The sequence below is a fragment of the Phyllobacterium sp. YR620 genome, from assembly GCF_900104165.1.
In the GTDB taxonomy this organism is placed as follows: Bacteria; Pseudomonadota; Alphaproteobacteria; order Rhizobiales; family Rhizobiaceae; genus Phyllobacterium; species Phyllobacterium pellucidum.
In genome coordinates, this window is sequence record NZ_FNJP01000001.1 from 768,228 (window position 1) to 784,189 (window position 15,962).

Sequence of the window (15,962 nt, forward strand, 5' to 3'; positions counted from 1 at the left end):
TTTTCTGTCTTGCTGCACGTGCGGGTTAGAACCTGACGGTCAAATCGGCCTTGACGGCATTGTCGCTCGCCGCATTCGAGAACTGACCGACATAGCTCAAGCCAAGCGTGGTGTTGTCACCGATGCCGACATCAAAGCCGGCTTCGACGATGCCGGTGTCCTTGGCGATCGGCAGGCCCTCGACGCTGAACGCCTGCCCGGATGCAAAGGCAAGGCTTGCTTCCGGGGTCAGATTGCCGAGGACATGGTTCCAGCCGAGCATGCCGCGGGCGGTCAGAACCGTGGTTCCGGTCAATTCAAAGGCATGGGCGGCGCGGATACCCAGCGTCGTCGTGCCGATGTCGGTGGCGTCGGTCCCGCCGGAAAGGCCGCTGATGTCGCCATCCTCGGCAAAATCGCCGCCGGTCACGTGCACATAGCTTGCCCCGGCAAAAGGCTCGAACGATGCATGGGCGGTATCGAGGCGATAACCGAGTTCGCCAAAGGCGAGGAAGGTTTGCGCATCATAGTCTGCGTCGTGCTCGTTCGAAAGTCCCATGAAGCGGGCGTCACGACTGGTCTCGATCTCATTCTGGGCGAAGGCTGCACCCAATCGCAGACCGAGCCGGTCCCATTGCGTTCCACCGTAGAGCCCGATCTGGTAGCTGTCGACATCCGCCGAGCCGGAGGCCGCATCGAGCGCGGTATTGCCATAGCCGGCAAGAACGCCAAGCCGCCAGCTGTCGGCGACGATGCCGTCAAGGCCGCTCACGAAGCCGCCAATGTTGCGGCCATAGCCATCGGCATTGCCATTACCGTCAGCATCGGCCCAACTGCCATAGGCTTCGGCCCATAGCGCCGTCGTTGCAGGACCTGGCATTGGCGCAACAATCGCCTCGCTGCTCCCGCGCTTTTCGCCCGGGCCATAGGCCAGGGGTGGTGCGGTCACGGCCTGATCCTTGGTGCTGACGCCACCGAAGGCGGCGCGCACGCGGCTTGTCGCGGCATTGCCGATAAAGTCGGCATCCTTGGCAAGAACGCCGGAGAGTGTTGCATGCACCTCGCCGGACAGGGCATCGTAATCGGGGATTTCGTTCGCCGCCGTGAACAGCACAAGGTTATAAAGTGGGTCGCCTTTGTCCATGGCGTTGATCGCACCCGCTACCGCCTTCTGGTTCGTGGTGACCGCGTCGAAGCCGACATCGATATGATGATTGAGCGTTATCGCCTCGGGAACCGCAGGCTGCACTGTCGGCACCAGCACATCCGGGGTGATTTCGGGCTTCGGCTTCTCGACGAACCGGACAGTACGGTCATAAGCACTATCGGAACCGGTGACGGCGGCAAGATATTTGTATTCGGGTTTGGCCGCCTCGAAATCGCCGGTGATGCCGCCACCGGAGGTCAGGATCACATGCGATTTGCCGAGAAGATCAGTCATTTCCGCTTCGTTGAGCTGCGCGGGGCTGCCTTCGAGCCGCACCGAAACGACGCCGCCCAGGAGCGTCGTCTTGCCGTTGACGGCAAGAAGGTCGGCATTGGCGCCATCGGCGCCGATCTCGACATCGAAATTGCTGCCCTTGTCGAAGGTCGCATCGCCGGCGACGCTGAGCGTACCGATCGAGTTGCCCGGGGAGACGGTGCCGCCGCTGTGGGCGGCGAGGCTGGCGATCGTGCCAGCGCCGCCGAGCGTGCCGCCGGCATTGATCGTGACGCCGGCCGCCGTGCCATCGACCCTTAGCATGCCGCTATTATTGACGATCGAGGCCGATGTAATCGAGCCTTCCTTGCTGATGCCAAGCAGGCCGCCATCGACGATCGTGGCGCCGGAGTAGGTGTTTTTCCCGGTCAGCCACAGGCTGCCTGCACCGGATTTGGTCAGGCCGCCTGCGTAATCCGCATCGGTCTTCGTCTCAAGAATAGCGAGACGATATTTGGCAAGAGGTATAGTAAACTGATCGGCCGCGTAGGCCTTTGCTGCCGGCGACATATAGTCATCAGGCGTCAAACTCCCGACGTATTCGTGAAAAGCTTCTGCAAAATATTTTTTTAACTCTTCATCAGAGTCGGGTTTTAGGTATATTGCCAACCCTAGTTTGTAGAAAAAACGATTGTAGATATTGGCGGCGATAGCATTGTCCTGCACCGCCTTCAGCGCATCGGCATAATCGCCTGTTCGAATGGCCGCTTCGAGATTTTTGAACAATTCCGGGGCAGCTTGGGCAAGAGCAGTACTGATGGCGGCAGCCGCCGGGTTCTCCGCTGGCACCGGATTGTTAATTTTATCTTTCCAGGAAGTAATCTCGGCCTGTTCTTCGCTCCGACGCTGTTGCAGCGCCGCGTCCGAAATATCGTTGCTCCAGATATCGCTCGTACCCGCCGGCAGGGCCGCGTTGAACTGGCCGAGGAACTGGCCGGGGCCATTCATTGCTTTTTTGAGGTCGATCAGGCCCCATCCGTAAATGCTATCGACTCCTTGTTCGCCTAGATCGGTCGCAGTCGTCTTCAGAATCTCAGTTAGATTAATATTGCCGAGATATGGAAAACGCTCCTTGAGAACGGCAAATGCGCCCGTAACGAACGGACCTGCCATTGACGTGCCACTGTATTTTTCATAGCCAGGCGAAATGTCGGCAATTGTATCACCGGCGCTGGGAACGCTACTGTTGATGTCCGTCCCAGGTGCAGCAACGCAATAATACTTTGTGTAACCGCATATGCTCGAAAACTCACTTTTCCTGAAGCCGGCCGGACTTTCCGCATCAACCTCCAGACTCATCGTCGTGATCCAATTTTTCTCCAGTTCAGGCAGGAAGGTAGCGAGCCCCGCCAATGCGTCCGGATTGTCCCCGTAGTCGTTGCCTGCTGAAAATTCGATGACAATTCCGCTTTTCGCGGCCTTGATTGCCCCGTCATAGGCACCACCTTCCGGCTTGCCTAGTATCTGCTTGATTTCGCCAAACTGCGCGAAGGACTCAGGCAATCCCCACCCTCCGGCCTTTATACCGATTCCCCAGCTGTTGGTGATGATGTCGACCCGGTTGTCGATCATGGCTTGCCAGGCTTGGGCATAAACGCCACCGTCATTGCCCGGCACGATGCCATCTTCCGGTCCCGGATCGCCGCTGTCCACGGCAACGAGTGCTGCGTCGAATGCGACGCCGTGCATCGTTGACCCTTTATTGGGCCCCCGTCCACCGACAGCGATACCAGCGACATGCGTTCCGTGAGAGGCCAAGGCGTTGTGGGCGCCGACCCATATCCCGCCATCATAGATGAAATGATCGCCCTGCTTGAACGGCAGGTAGGGGTCTGTGTAGGTACGTAGGCCCTCGGTGGTGATGAATTTCGCCTTTCCATTTCCAGCAAACTCGGGATGCGCGAGCCATACGGGCTGATCAATCACGCCGACGATGGAGCCTTTCCCGGTATAGCCCAGCGCGTAGGCGGCATCGGCGCCGATCGCCTTCAGCCCCCAATTGCCATTGAACTCCAGATCGGCGCGCCAGCTTTCCTTAGCCGCTTCAAGATCATCGGTCTTGGTCCCGTCGGCGTTAAAATACTTCCCCGTCTGCTGGGCCAAGCCGGCGGAGCATGTGGCGGCGAGCAGCATCGCGCTAAGCGCAGTGCCGGTTAGGTATTTGCGGAATGCGGAAAGATTATCTGTTCGTGGGGCTGAAGCCGATTTAATCACATGAAAAATCATCGAGTAATTTTCATCCTGTTTCTCAGGGGGGGGGCTGAAATAGAATACGTGCAGTACTTTTACAAAGTACAAGATAGTTTAATACAACTACTTTAAACTATAAAATGAATGATATTATCAGTCAAAAGTATTTTGAATTAATCCGGAACAAGTCTTAACAATCTGCGGCTCTTCATTGAGCAGTGAGACAGAAACTGAAATGCATTTGACTCTGACAAGGAGTTTTCCGCAAACCAGACAGTCAGCTTCTTCCGGGATTTGACCAACGTAGGTGAACGCGCCGTATCTGACACTTGCCGAAAGAGCAGAATCGCAATTGTCGCACGTGATCACGCGGGTTGTGATTTTGGGCGGCATTTTAGCCTGCTCCAATATTTGCTCTATCGGGATAAATTTGAAGTATAGCCTCGGCGCCACAGCGCTCCTGACAATACTACTGCGCGTTAAATAGCTGACGGAAAGCCGATAACTCGAACGCGTTGTCGCGTGGCTTGCAAGCGATGTTTGAAACTGTGCGCGTCAGACCGCGGCCACGTAAGTAGCCGCATGCTCAAGTGAAATGACATAAGACAAGTTCCCAGTTTTTATTATTGATGTCGTCAATCGATATGTAGCAATTTCATTCGTATGAATAATAGTTTGTGCATGCTTTCGAAGGGTAACGCTACTTATTAGGCATTGGTTAATCAAATGCAACGGAATAATAATTGCAATATAGTCGTAGTACTAAAGTAGCAAAAGAGCTCTTTTACCATCTTCAATTACAAATCGCATTGCCGCCGCGGTGCGTTATATGGCTGGAACGTGTTGTCGGAAGGGCGGTACGACTGGTAGCGCGCGCGGCACCGTTCGACCTGGCTTGGTCCGGACGGCCCGACCGGACGGCGAACGCGAAAATCGTAGCAGCGCGACGAACCGGTACAATCAGGCGAGGCAATATTCGCAGGCGAACCATTCTTGAGGATGATCGGCTGGCGCGGGATGACGTCGAGGCCACGCGGCGCCGGGCGATAGGTCTGCACTTCCTGTGCTGATGCGACGCTCATCGAGATCGGCGCGGCGAGGCAGATGGCAAGGGCAATTGCGAGGTTTTTCATTTGTCCGGTCTTTCCATTCGCATAACAATATAGGAGCGAAGCGCCACGATAGCCACTGGTGGTCATCGCCGAACCCGATTAGGTTTCCTAAAAAGCAACGTTGCTTTGTACCGAATGGTTTCAACCTGGACCCCTCCGCATGCCCGTCCGCATCGCTACCTTCAATGTCGAGAACCTGATGAGCCGGTTCGATTTTTCCGGCTTCCGCAACAATCTCAACATGGATCGTTCGCTCCAGCTCTTTCAGATTCAGGACGAGGCGCAGTTCAGGCAGCTCGAACAGGCCCGCGCCATTGCCCATGCGGACGATACGCGCCAATTGACGGCGCTGGCGATTGCCGAAACCCATGCCGACATATTGTGCCTGCAGGAGGTCGACAATATCGGCGCGCTGAATGCTTTCGAGTTCGGCTACCTGTTCAAGATGGTGGGCGAGGGCTACCGCCACAAATACATGGTCGAAGGCAATGATAGCCGCGGCATCGATGTCGCCGTGCTCCTGCGCGACCAGACCCGCTATGGCGAACCGATAGAATTCGTTTCCATGACCAGCCACGCGCATGTGACCTATGACGATTTCGGGCTTTACGATCCGCAGCTCGGCCTCGTCGGGATCACCGCCAATGAGCGCATTTTCAAGCGGGACTGCCTGGAGATCGATGTGCGCATCGCCGGCAAGCCGCTCAGCCTCTTCGTCTGCCATTTCAAGTCGATGGGATCGCCGCGCAATGGTCTCGACGGGCGAACCTCGACCATGCCGGTGCGTCTTGCAGAGGCGAAGGCCGTGCGGCGCATCATCAGTGAAAAGTTTGCGGCAAGCGGCGGCCCGGCGGACAAGCACTGGTTGATCTGCGGCGATTTCAACGATTATCGCGAGCGGGTGGTGATCGGCGGCGATTCCATGAGCGGCTATACGTTTGCTCCGGTCAACGACCCGGTCAGCTGCGTCGATGTCCTGCTCGAAGGCGGGTTCTGCGAAAACCTGGTGGAGAGGCGACCGATCATGGATCGCTGGACGCTTTATCATACACGCGGCCCGCAGGAACGGCATCTTTGCCAGCTCGACTATATCCTGGCCTCGCCGGAGCTTGCCCGTTCCAACGGCAAGGTTCTCCCCGACATCATCCGCAACGGCCAACCGCACCGGACAATCTTTCCGCCCGGCCAAGAGGTCGATCGCTTTCCACGCACTGGCTGGGACCGGCCCAAGGCCAGTGATCATTGCCCGGTGGCAGTCACTCTCGATATGGTTTGAACAATGCTGGATATTCTGGAAGGCGCGGTCATTCCGCTGAAGAGCGCGACCCTGCGCATTGACGGCGCGCCCCTGGCCTATGAATTGCAGAACAGCGCGGATATTGCGGCAAACTGGTCGCGCGCGACCGCCGACAACCCTGCCTTGTTCAATGGTCCGTTCTTCATGGCGGAAGAGGCGTCGGTTGCGGGTGGCGATTTCCGCGCGCGATATCACCGCACGCGCTTTGCAACGATGATGCACTGGAAGGGCAATGCGTCCGTCGAAAAGCCCTGGCACATTTTTGGCGTGGGCGTCATCGTTTCCAGCGACAACAGGTTGATCGCTGGCCGTATGGCGCCTTCGACCTCGGCTGCGGGCCGCATCTATTTTCCAGCCGGATCCTTCGACGAGGACGATGTCGCCGGCGACCATATCGATATCGACGGCAATATGATGCGTGAAGTCGAAGAGGAAACGGGCATTGATCTTTCGCGGGCGGCACGCAGGGACGATGCCATATATCTCGTAACCGTGAACCGCAGCATCGCGCTGTTCCGCCGCCACTATTTCGATCTGACCGCCGCGACCATTCTCGATCGCATCCGCGCGCACATTGCCTCGGAAAACGATCCGGAACTCGATGATATTGTTGCGATTTCCGGCGCCGGTGCAATGCGCGAGGCGACGCCGCCGACATTTCGCGCCTTTGCAGATTGGCACTTCGGCCGGTCTTGAGCTTGCGCCTCAAGAGCGTAAGCTTTCAGGCCTCGGACCCGCCCAGAATGTAACCGTCACAAGCTTTGGCTTGAATGGGCGGGACCATCCACTAATTTCTGCGGCATTCACGCGGGGAGAACGCAAATGGCTGGTCGGAACTACGAAGTCTACGACGTCTTTACGGACAAGGTACTGGCGGGAAATCCCTTGGCCATCGTCCACGATACCGATGGGCTCGACAGCGAGGCAATGCAGAAGATTGCGCGGGAGTTCAACCTTTCCGAAACGGTGTTCGTGCTTGCGGCAAAGAACCCGGCACATACGGCCTGGGCGCGTATCTTCACACCGGACTATGAGATGCCGTTTGCCGGTCATCCGACCGTGGGCACGGCGATTTCGCTGGCGCAACGACGCTTTGGCGCCGTCGAGGAGGATCAGGACGCGCTGATCATTCTTGAGGAGCAGGTTGGCCCGGTGCGCTGCGGCGTCCGCCTTACCGCGAGCGGTGCTTTTGCGGAGTTCGACCTGCCGAAGCTTCCCGTGCAGATACCCTACAACTACGACAGGATCGCAATTGCCAACGCGCTGCGGCTCGAACCGCGGGAGATCGGCTTCGAAAACCATGTGCCGAGCATCTGGGACGCGGGCGTGCCATTCATGATGGTCCCGGTCCATGGTCTCGAATCGGCTGGCCGCATCCGTATCAACCAGACGGCGATGAAGGATGTTGCCCCGACCATCGGGCATCGCCAGTTGCCGGTCTACTGCTATTGCCGCGAAACTATCCTGCACGGCAGCCATTTTCATTCGCGCATGTTCGTCAGCGATGACGGCACCTACGAGGATCCTGCGACAGGCTCGGCGACGGCGGCCTTTGCCGGCGCCATCCATGCCTTCGACAGGCCGCTCGACGGAGTGCTGCGGCTCTCGATCGAACAAGGCCACGAGATGGGCAGGCCGTCGCGCCTGCAACTGGAGCTGGATATTGCCGAGGAGAAGCTCCTAGGCGCGCGTATTGGCGGTTCGGCGGTCAAGGTCGCGGAGGGCCGTCTTTTTGCTTGATATGCTGCCTTGCGCTGTTCCTGTGCGCGGCCGTCATAAAGTTTTCAAGAAGGGCTGGACAGGCAGGAAATGCCCCGTTATAGAGCCCTCACTTTCGGTCGTCACAGCGGCTGACGGGCACATAGCTCAGTTGGTAGAGCAGCTGACTCTTAATCAGCGGGTCGTAGGTTCGATCCCTACTGTGCCCACCATTCTTTCGAAAAAAGGGCCGCATGGCCCTTTTTTCATGCACGCGAGGCAGGCTCAACCTGCCGGCAAACGCTAGAGGAGACTTCCCATGAGCATCCGTCGTATTGAAGTTGGTCCACGCATGAGCCAGGCCGTTATCCATGGCAACACGGTATATCTCGCCGGGCAGGTGGGTGGCCCGGGCAAGAGTGTTACCGAGCAGACCAAGGATGTGCTTGCGGCCGTCGATCGCCTGCTCAAGGAAGCCGGCACCGACAAGTCCAAGCTGCTCCAGGCCATTATCTGGCTCGACGACATGAAGGACTTCAGCGAGATGAACGCCGTGTGGGATAGCTGGGTCGATCCGGCCAATACGCCCGCGCGCGCGACCGGCGAAGCCAAGCTCGCAACGCCCGAATACAAGGTCGAGATCATCGTCACCGCCGCTCTCTGATTCGGTTTGGCGCACGTCAATGTGCGTTATTCTTGAAGCGGTTGTCACCATCCTGCCGTAAAAGGCGGTTTCTTTGCAGCAAAGCCCGAGTAAATTGCTCGGGCAGGCTGGATTTTTGGCGCGGAAATGCATAAAGTCCGCGCTTCTCCGGATTGCCACAGGGGCAATTCTTCAAACGCTTGTCTGATTGTAGCCAATTGCTATTGCGCAAGACGAGGCAAGCATGGGTAAGGAAAACGATTGCAAGTACTCGTTCGAGACAACAATGTTGAACAGGCCCTCCGGGTCCTGAAGAAAAAGATGCAGCGGGAGGGTCTCTTCCGCGAAATGAAGGCGCGCCAGGCATTCGAAAAGCCGTCCGAGCGCCGTGTCCGTGAAAAAGCTGAAGCCGTCAGCCGCGCCCGCAAGGCAGCGCGCAAGCAGGCACAGCGCGAAGGTCTTCTGCCAGGGCCGAAGAAGAAGGAACGCCCGCCGCGTCCGAATGGCAATGCCGGTGGCGATTTCAACCGATAGTCGGTGACCGGCCCGTCCGGTCATTTTTATAGCGAGAAAACCCGCACGGCCTTGCCCGGGCGGGTTTCGTTTTTTCCTGGCCCTGTATGGTCGGCCGGGATCGTCGCTTGGGCGGTTTCCAGGAAGTGCCTCCTTGCGCGGCCACACAGCCTGCCTATTCATGCGGGCATTCAGTCAGGCATCATGGAGACAAGCATATGGCGCTCAACCTCAACATTATCATTGCCAGCACACGCCCGGGTCGTGGCGGTCCGGCAGTCGCAAAGTGGTTTCATGAATTTGCTAGCTTGGATGCCCGGTTCGAAACCGCGCTGATCGACCTTGCCGAGATAAACCTGCCTCTCCTTGATGAACCGCATCATCCCCGCATGCAGAAATATGAAAAGGCTCATACCAAGCGTTGGAGCAGCCTCGTCGATGCGGCAGACGCAACCGTTTTCGTTACGCCGGAATATGATTATTTCGCTCCGCCATCGCTCATCAACGCTTTGATTTACCTGTCGAAGGAGTGGAATTACAAACCGGCCGGATTCGTCAGCTATGGCGGCGTATCCGGCGGCTTGCGCTCGGTCGAGTCGGTGAAAGGGCTGATTGCGGGCTTGCGCATGATGCCGATTCCCGAGGGCGTTGCCGTGCATTCGTATCAGCAGTTCATTGATGATGAAGGCGTCTTCCAAGCCACCGAATCGATGACGGGCAGCGCGGCGACAATGCTGGCGGAGCTTGCCAAGTGGGCAGAGGCCCTGAAGCCGCTGCGCGCCTGAGCTGACGTATTGACCCGCTTGACAACGGCGTTGCAGGCGGGTCTCTTAGAGACATTCACCAGGGGGGTCCCGACAAGGGGCTGAGATACTGCTGGCCATCGGCAAGCGCAGTGACCCGTTGAACCTGATCCAGTTCATACTGGCGTAGGGACGGTGCAAAAGTCTGCGCGGGCCAGGGATCTCCTGTTGTAGTTCGCACAAGCCTTTCATCCTTCCGGCACAGAACTGGGTTTCGCGCCTGCATGGCCATAATGGCATGCGGGCAATTTGAACTGGCGGGCGTTTTTGAGCGTTCGCGGAGCAAAGGAACCTGATGATGACCGCAATTACTCCAATCGTTTCGACCGGCGCGCTCCCTGCATCGACCAAGGTCTACAAGCCCGGGCGCATATATGCGGATTTGCGCGTACCGATGCGCGAAATTGCCGTGCATCCAACGGCGGGCGAGCCCAATGTCACCGTCTATGATGCGTCCGGCCCCTATAGCGATCCGCTCGTGACGATCGATATTGCGCAGGGCCTGCCACGCATGCGGGAGGCCTGGCTTGAGGTGAGGGGCGACACGATTGTTTATGACGGCCGCCACGTTCTCCCCGCCGATAATGGCTTTGCGACCGGCGAACGCCTGACGCCGGCTTTCTCCAGCCTCAGCAGGCCACGCCGATCCAGGGACGGCCGTGCGGTTACCCAACTCGCCTATGCGCGGGCAGGGATCGTTACGCCGGAGATGGAGTTTGTCGCCATTCGCGAAAACCTTGGCCGCGAGGCGGCCAGGAGCGCGATGGCGCGCGACGGCGAATCCTTCGGAGCGGCGATACCGGACTATGTGACGCCCGAATTCGTGCGCGACGAGATCGCGCGGGGCAGGGCGATCATCCCAGCCAATATCAACCACCCCGAACTCGAGCCGATGATCATCGGCCGCAGTTTCCTCGTCAAGATCAATGCCAATATCGGCAATTCCGCTGTCACCTCTTCGATGGCCGAGGAGGTCGAGAAAATGGTCTGGGCGACGCGGTGGGGCGCGGATACGGTCATGGACCTTTCGACCGGGCGCAATATTCACAATATCCGCGAGTGGATCATCCGCAACGCGCCAGTGCCGATCGGCACCGTGCCGCTCTATCAGGCGCTGGAAAAGGTGGGCGGTATCGCCGAGGACCTGAGCTGGGAGATTTTCCGCGATACGCTGATCGAACAGGCGGAACAGGGCGTCGACTATTTCACCATCCATGCCGGGGTGCGGCTTCATTACATCCCGCTCACCGTCAACCGGGTGACCGGCATTGTCTCGCGCGGCGGCTCGATCATGGCGAAGTGGTGCCTGCATCACCACAGGGAAAGCTTCCTTTACGAGCATTTCGCGGAAATCTGCGATATTTGCCGCGCCTATGATGTCTCCTTCTCCCTGGGTGACGGGCTGCGGCCTGGCTCAATCGCCGATGCCAACGATGCGGCGCAATTTGCCGAACTCGAGACGCTGGGCGAACTCACCCGGATCGCGTGGGCCAAGGATTGCCAGGTGATGATCGAAGGGCCCGGCCATGTGCCGATGCACAAGATCAAGGAGAACATGGACAAGCAACTCGCCGTTTGCGGCGAGGCCCCATTTTATACGCTAGGACCGCTGACGACCGATATTGCACCCGGCTACGATCACATCACCTCCGGTATCGGCGCGGCAATGATCGGCTGGTTCGGCACAGCAATGCTCTGCTACGTCACACCCAAGGAGCATCTCGGCCTGCCCAATCGGGACGATGTCAAGGTCGGCGTCATCACCTACAAGATCGCCGCCCATGCGGCCGACCTTGCCAAGGGCCATCCGGCGGCGAAACTGCGCGACGACGCGCTGTCGCGTGCACGTTTCGAGTTCCGCTGGGAGGACCAGTTCAACCTGTCGCTCGATCCCGAAACCGCGCGCCTCTACCACGATGAGACACTTCCGAAAGAAGCGCACAAGGTGGCGCATTTCTGCTCGATGTGCGGGCCGAAATTCTGCTCGATGCGTATTTCGCACGACATCAGGGCGGAGGCGCAGAAGGAAGGCATGGCGGCGATGGCGGCGAAATTCCGCGAGGGCGGCGATCTCTATATGCCGCTGGAAAATGGCGGCTGATCCCATGGCGGTGCTTGTCAAAGGCGCTGGCGTTGCCGGCCTGGCGGTTGCGCACGAACTGATGATGCGCGGTATCGAGGTGACCGTGGTCGATCCAGCGCCCGGAGGCCTAAGGGCCGCATCCTGGTATGCCGGCGGTATGCTAGCGCCCTATTGCGAAAGGGAAAGCGCCGAGCAGGCCGTCGTCGAGCTTGGACGAGCGGCAGCTGATTGGTGGGAGGAAGCACTGCCCGGCAGCGTGACCCGGAACGGCACGCTGGTCCTCGCCCCGGCACGCGACCATAAGGAACTCGACCGCTTTGGCGCGCGCACGTCCGGCTTCGAAATGGTCGATGAAGGAGGGATCGCGGCGCTTGAGCCCGACCTTTCCGGCCGCTTTCGCAAGGGGCTTCATTTTCCCAGCGAAGCGCATCTTGATCCTCGCCACGCGCTGGTCGGCCTTGCCGCAAAGCTTGCAGCCTGCGGTGTTTCTTTCGAAACCGATCTGTCGGCCCCGTCGGACTTCGACTGGACCATAGAATGTGTCGGTCGCGCGACGCAGGACGAGAACATTCGCGGCGTGCGCGGCGAAATGCTGCTGTTGCGCACGCCGGATGTTGCCCTGTCGCGGCCGATACGGCTCATTCATCCCCGCTTTCCCGCCTACATCGTGCCAAGGGCAGGACAGACCTTCATGGTCGGCGCAACGATGATCGAAAGCGATGCGACCGGGCCGATCACAGCGCGTTCGATGATGGAACTGCTGAATGCCGCCTATAGCCTGCATCCCGCCTTTGGCGAGGCTGAGATCGTGGAGACTGGAACCGGTATCCGGCCGGCCTATGCCGACAACCTGCCGCGCGTCGTCCGCAAGGGCAATGCAATCAGCATCAATGGACTTTTTCGCCACGGTTTCCTGCTTGCTCCCGCCATGGCGCTGCAGGCTGCGGACATGATTTTCGATGAAAGGAACAAGGCGCAATGAAACTCATCGTCAATGGTGAAACGCGTGAGGTCGCGGCGCAATTCCTCAACGCGCTGCTGAGCGAGCTGGAGTTCGAGGGCGAATGGCTGGCGACAGCGCTGAATGGCGAACTCGTCCGCTCGGCCGAGCGTACAGACTGCGCGCTCCGGGAGGGGGACCGCGTCGAAATTCTGACGCCGCGGCAGGGAGGCTGAGCATGCTTACGCTTTACGGCACCGAACTTCATTCACATTTGCTGCTCGGAACCGCGCAATATCCCTCGCCGGCAATTCTGCTCGACGCCATTAAGGCCTCAGGGACCGGGGTCGTCACGGTTTCCTTGCGCCGGGAGACGGCGGGTGGAAGTTCCGGCGAAAGGTTCTGGTCGTTGATCCGCTCGTCCGGCGTGCGCGTGCTGCCGAATACGGCCGGCTGCCATTCGGCGAAGGAAGCGGTGCTGACGGCACAGATGGCGCGTGATCTCTTCGCCACGGATTGGATCAAGCTCGAAGTCATCGGCAATCACGACACGCTGCAACCGGATGTTTTCACGCTGGTCGAGGCCGCGCGTATCCTGAGCAACGAGGGGTTCAAGGTCTTTCCCTATACGACCGACGACCTTGTCGTCGCCGGGAGGCTGATCGATGCCGGCTGCGAGGTGCTGATGCCATGGTGCGCTCCGATCGGCTCGGCGCAAGGCCCGCTCAACCTGCATGCGCTTCGCTCGCTGCGCGGTCATTTCCCGGATGTCCCGTTGATTGTCGATGCCGGCCTCGGCCGTCCGTCGCATGCGGCGACCGTGATGGAACTCGGCTTTGATGCGATTCTGCTCAACACGGCCGTGGCGAAGGCAGGTGATTCGGTGGCGATGGCCGGCGCCTTCGCCAAGGCGACGGAGGCCGGCTACGCCGCATTTCGCGCCGGCATGCTCGAGCCGCGCGATGTTGCCGTGCCGTCAACGCCGGTGATCGGCAAGGCAGTTTTTGGCTAGCTAACGCCTCGGCCAGTCAGCTATCGAGCAGGGCTGCAACGTTGTGGTTTTCGCCGTAGACGAGGCAATCGGCAATGGTTGTCTTGTCAAGGACGCCTCGCGTCACATTGGCAACCTCGTTGAAGACATGGCGAATCTCGCAGGTCGCTTCGCTGGCGCAATCCTCGCAGCGGCGATAGGCGATCTTGCTGAGGCAGGGGAGTGGCGCAATCGGTCCGTCGATGAGCCTCAGCACTTCGCCGAATGTGATGTCCTCCGCGGCTTTTAGTAGCAGATACCCGCCCATCTTGCCGCGACGGCTCATGACGATGCCCTGACGCTTCAGATCGAGAAGAATCTGCTCGAGGAACTTCTTTGGGATGTTCTGCTCTTCGGCGATGTCGGAGATAAAGAGCGCTTTCTCGGCATCCGCCCTGGCGAGCACGACAAGAGCCCGCAGTGCGTATTTGGCTTTTTGCGATATCATTTTCTCTGCCTGACCACCGTTTCAGCTGCAGTCATAGTCCGTCGCTTACCATTTTCCAGTGTAGAAGTGTTAAAAATCTTAAGTTTTTTTGCGGCGGAGGAATGGCTTAAAAATGGCGTGTAAGGCGCTGAAAAATAAGAATTCATTAAGATACTTGCCTCTTTGTCGAAGATAGGTTCACGTGTTTGATACACGATTGATCCGGTAGAGATTATTGACAAATGATTTCAAGCGGTCATCATCAACTATCGGTTGACCCCAAAAGGCAACTGCACTCTGCAACCGAAACCATTCTCGGAGGTCGCGATGTACAGTGAAGTATCGAGCATTTTCAATCGGGCCGAACGCTTGTGGCGCGACGTATTTACAGCCGAAACGCTGGAGCTGGATACGGGCGACGCCAAGAAGCGCGACTGCGATGAAGCGTCCGCCAAGCGCCATCGCAATTGGAAGGAGGAAGACTTTCTCTGGTGCTGGCAGCATCGCGGTTTCTGGTAATCGCGGGCATATCCGGAGCGACGCGCTGCAGGCAGTTGCTCCGTGCCACTACAGTTGTAGAATTTGGTTTCATTTATTGCATTAACAATAGAACAAAAGTCCTTCCGCGTCGGGCCCGCTCCGGCCATTCTGGCAAAAATTGCCCATCTTGAACCAGAGTGGCAATGGTCATCATTGCCGGTGCGTTCGCTCCCGGCCTGTGCGGGAGTTTTCCATGAAAAGACTATTGGTTTTGACGGCTGTGGCGCTCGGCCTCAGCCTTAATGCGGTGAAAGCGGCTGACGAGCCGAGCGAAATCCTCAACGTTTCCTACGATATTTCGCGCGAACTCTACGAGCAGATCGACAAGGCGTTTTCCGCTGCCTACAAGAGCGAGAAGGGCAAGGACATCACCGTCAACCAGTCGCATGCCGGTTCGTCCAAGCAGGCGCGCTCGATCCTTGAAGGGCTCGACGCCGATGTCGTGACCTTCAACCAGGTCACCGACGTTCAGGTCCTGCACGACAAGGGCAACTTCATCCCTGCCGACTGGCAGTCCCGCCTGCCGAATAATTCCTCGCCCTATTACTCGCTTCCCGCCTTCCTGGTGCGGGCGGGAAATCCCAAGAACATCAAGAACTGGGATGATCTTGTGCGCGACGACGTCAAGGTCGTGTTTCCCAACCCCAAGACATCGGGCAATGCGCGCTATACCTATCTGGCTGCCTACGCCTATGCGCTCGAAGCCAACAACAAGGATGAAGCGAAAGCTCAGGAGTTCGTCAAGAAACTGTTCGCCAATGTCCCGGTGTTCGACACGGGCGGGCGCGCGGCAACGACAACCTTTGCCGAGCGCGGCATTGGCGATGTGCTGATCACATTCGAGGCGGAAGTGCTCGGAACGCGCAAACAGCTTGGCGAAGACAAGTATGAAGCCGTCGTGCCGCCGGTCAGCCTCCTTGCCGAATTCCCGGTGACCGTCGTCGACAAGGTGGTCGACAAGCGCGGCTCGCGCGCCATCGCCGAGGACTATCTGAAGTTCCTTTATACGCCCGAGGGCCAGGACATCCTTGCCCAAAACTTCAACCGTGTGAACGACGCATCGGTGAAGGCGAAATATGCCGCGCAGTTTCCGGAAACACGGCTCCTGACGGTGGAAGATGTCTTCGGCGGCTGGGACAAGCTGTCCAAGGAGCATTTCTCCGAAGGCGGCATTCTCGACAAGGTTTTCACCAAGCGCTAACCGGACCGGCCAGCATGGCATATGGC

The 15,962-nt window shown here is 58.5% G+C and carries 14 protein-coding genes, 1 tRNA gene, 1 pseudogene and 1 riboswitch; of the genes and pseudogenes, 13 read left to right on the plus strand and 3 right to left on the minus strand.

Features of this window, described 5'->3' with window-relative positions:
* Window positions 1-25 precede the first annotated feature (25 nt).
* Together BLR72_RS03570 and BLR72_RS22660 are read right to left on the minus strand one after the other, a co-directional pair.
* Window positions 26-3,685, minus strand: coding sequence for an autotransporter domain-containing protein (locus BLR72_RS03570; protein ID WP_091945130.1), 3,660 nt, complete (start codon window positions 3,683-3,685; stop codon window positions 26-28).
* 761 nt (window positions 3,686-4,446) lie between these two features.
* Window positions 4,447-4,569 (minus strand): annotated as a pseudogene (locus tag BLR72_RS22660) (BA14K family protein); the annotation flags it as partial.
* A 352-nt stretch (window positions 4,570-4,921) separates the two neighbouring features.
* Between BLR72_RS22660 and BLR72_RS03580 the strand changes: the two are divergent.
* From BLR72_RS03580 to BLR72_RS03630, 11 genes are all read left to right on the plus strand, one after another.
* Window positions 4,922-6,037, plus strand: coding sequence for an endonuclease/exonuclease/phosphatase family protein (locus BLR72_RS03580; RefSeq protein WP_091945133.1), 1,116 nt, complete (start codon window positions 4,922-4,924; stop codon window positions 6,035-6,037).
* A 3-nt stretch (window positions 6,038-6,040) separates the two neighbouring features.
* A complete protein-coding gene (locus BLR72_RS03585) occupies window positions 6,041-6,754 on the plus strand; it encodes an NUDIX hydrolase (protein ID WP_091945136.1) in 714 nt (237 codons plus the stop codon).
* Between the two features lie 126 nt (window positions 6,755-6,880).
* Entirely contained in the window at window positions 6,881-7,798 is a 918-nt protein-coding gene (locus BLR72_RS03590) for a PhzF family phenazine biosynthesis protein (protein ID WP_091945140.1), read from the plus strand.
* Between the two features lie 115 nt (window positions 7,799-7,913).
* A tRNA-Lys gene (locus BLR72_RS03595) sits at window positions 7,914-7,989 on the plus strand.
* An 86-nt stretch (window positions 7,990-8,075) separates the two neighbouring features.
* Complete coding sequence (locus BLR72_RS03600) at window positions 8,076-8,420, plus strand: RidA family protein (RefSeq protein ID WP_027231836.1); 345 nt, start codon at window positions 8,076-8,078, stop codon at window positions 8,418-8,420.
* 240 nt (window positions 8,421-8,660) lie between these two features.
* Window positions 8,661-8,933: a 30S ribosomal protein S21 gene (gene rpsU, locus BLR72_RS03605; protein ID WP_091945143.1), complete on the plus strand. Its 273-nt coding sequence runs from the start codon at window positions 8,661-8,663 to the stop codon at window positions 8,931-8,933.
* A 197-nt stretch (window positions 8,934-9,130) separates the two neighbouring features.
* Complete coding sequence (locus BLR72_RS03610; protein WP_091945146.1) at window positions 9,131-9,697, plus strand: NADPH-dependent FMN reductase; 567 nt, start codon at window positions 9,131-9,133, stop codon at window positions 9,695-9,697.
* A gap of 50 nt (window positions 9,698-9,747) precedes the next feature.
* Window positions 9,748-9,866: riboswitch (TPP riboswitch) on the plus strand.
* A 147-nt stretch (window positions 9,867-10,013) separates the two neighbouring features.
* Complete coding sequence (thiC, locus tag BLR72_RS03615; RefSeq protein WP_091946542.1) at window positions 10,014-11,816, plus strand: phosphomethylpyrimidine synthase ThiC; 1,803 nt, start codon at window positions 10,014-10,016, stop codon at window positions 11,814-11,816.
* Window positions 11,817-11,820: 4 nt separating this feature from the next.
* Window positions 11,821-12,780, plus strand: coding sequence for a glycine oxidase ThiO (thiO, locus tag BLR72_RS03620; RefSeq protein ID WP_091945149.1), 960 nt, complete (start codon window positions 11,821-11,823; stop codon window positions 12,778-12,780).
* Window positions 12,777-12,974, plus strand: a complete 198-nt coding sequence (thiS, locus tag BLR72_RS03625; RefSeq protein ID WP_091945153.1) for a sulfur carrier protein ThiS — start codon at window positions 12,777-12,779, stop codon at window positions 12,972-12,974. Before thiO ends, thiS begins: the two co-directional genes overlap by 4 nt.
* Window positions 12,975-12,976: 2 nt before the next feature.
* Window positions 12,977-13,750: a thiazole synthase gene (locus tag BLR72_RS03630; protein ID WP_091945156.1), complete on the plus strand. Its 774-nt coding sequence runs from the start codon at window positions 12,977-12,979 to the stop codon at window positions 13,748-13,750.
* 16 nt (window positions 13,751-13,766) lie between these two features.
* On the opposite strand, the gene BLR72_RS03635 is transcribed toward BLR72_RS03630, so the two are convergent.
* Window positions 13,767-14,216: an RrF2 family transcriptional regulator gene (locus BLR72_RS03635; protein ID WP_091945159.1), complete on the minus strand. Its 450-nt coding sequence runs from the start codon at window positions 14,214-14,216 to the stop codon at window positions 13,767-13,769.
* Between the two features lie 306 nt (window positions 14,217-14,522).
* On the opposite strand from BLR72_RS03635, the gene BLR72_RS03640 reads away from it, so the two are divergent.
* Both BLR72_RS03640 and BLR72_RS03645 read left to right on the plus strand, forming a co-directional pair.
* A complete protein-coding gene (locus BLR72_RS03640) occupies window positions 14,523-14,714 on the plus strand; it encodes a hypothetical protein (RefSeq protein ID WP_091945162.1) in 192 nt (63 codons plus the stop codon).
* A gap of 214 nt (window positions 14,715-14,928) precedes the next feature.
* Window positions 14,929-15,936, plus strand: coding sequence for a sulfate ABC transporter substrate-binding protein (locus tag BLR72_RS03645; RefSeq protein ID WP_091945166.1), 1,008 nt, complete (start codon window positions 14,929-14,931; stop codon window positions 15,934-15,936).
* Window positions 15,937-15,962: the final 26 nt, after the last annotated feature.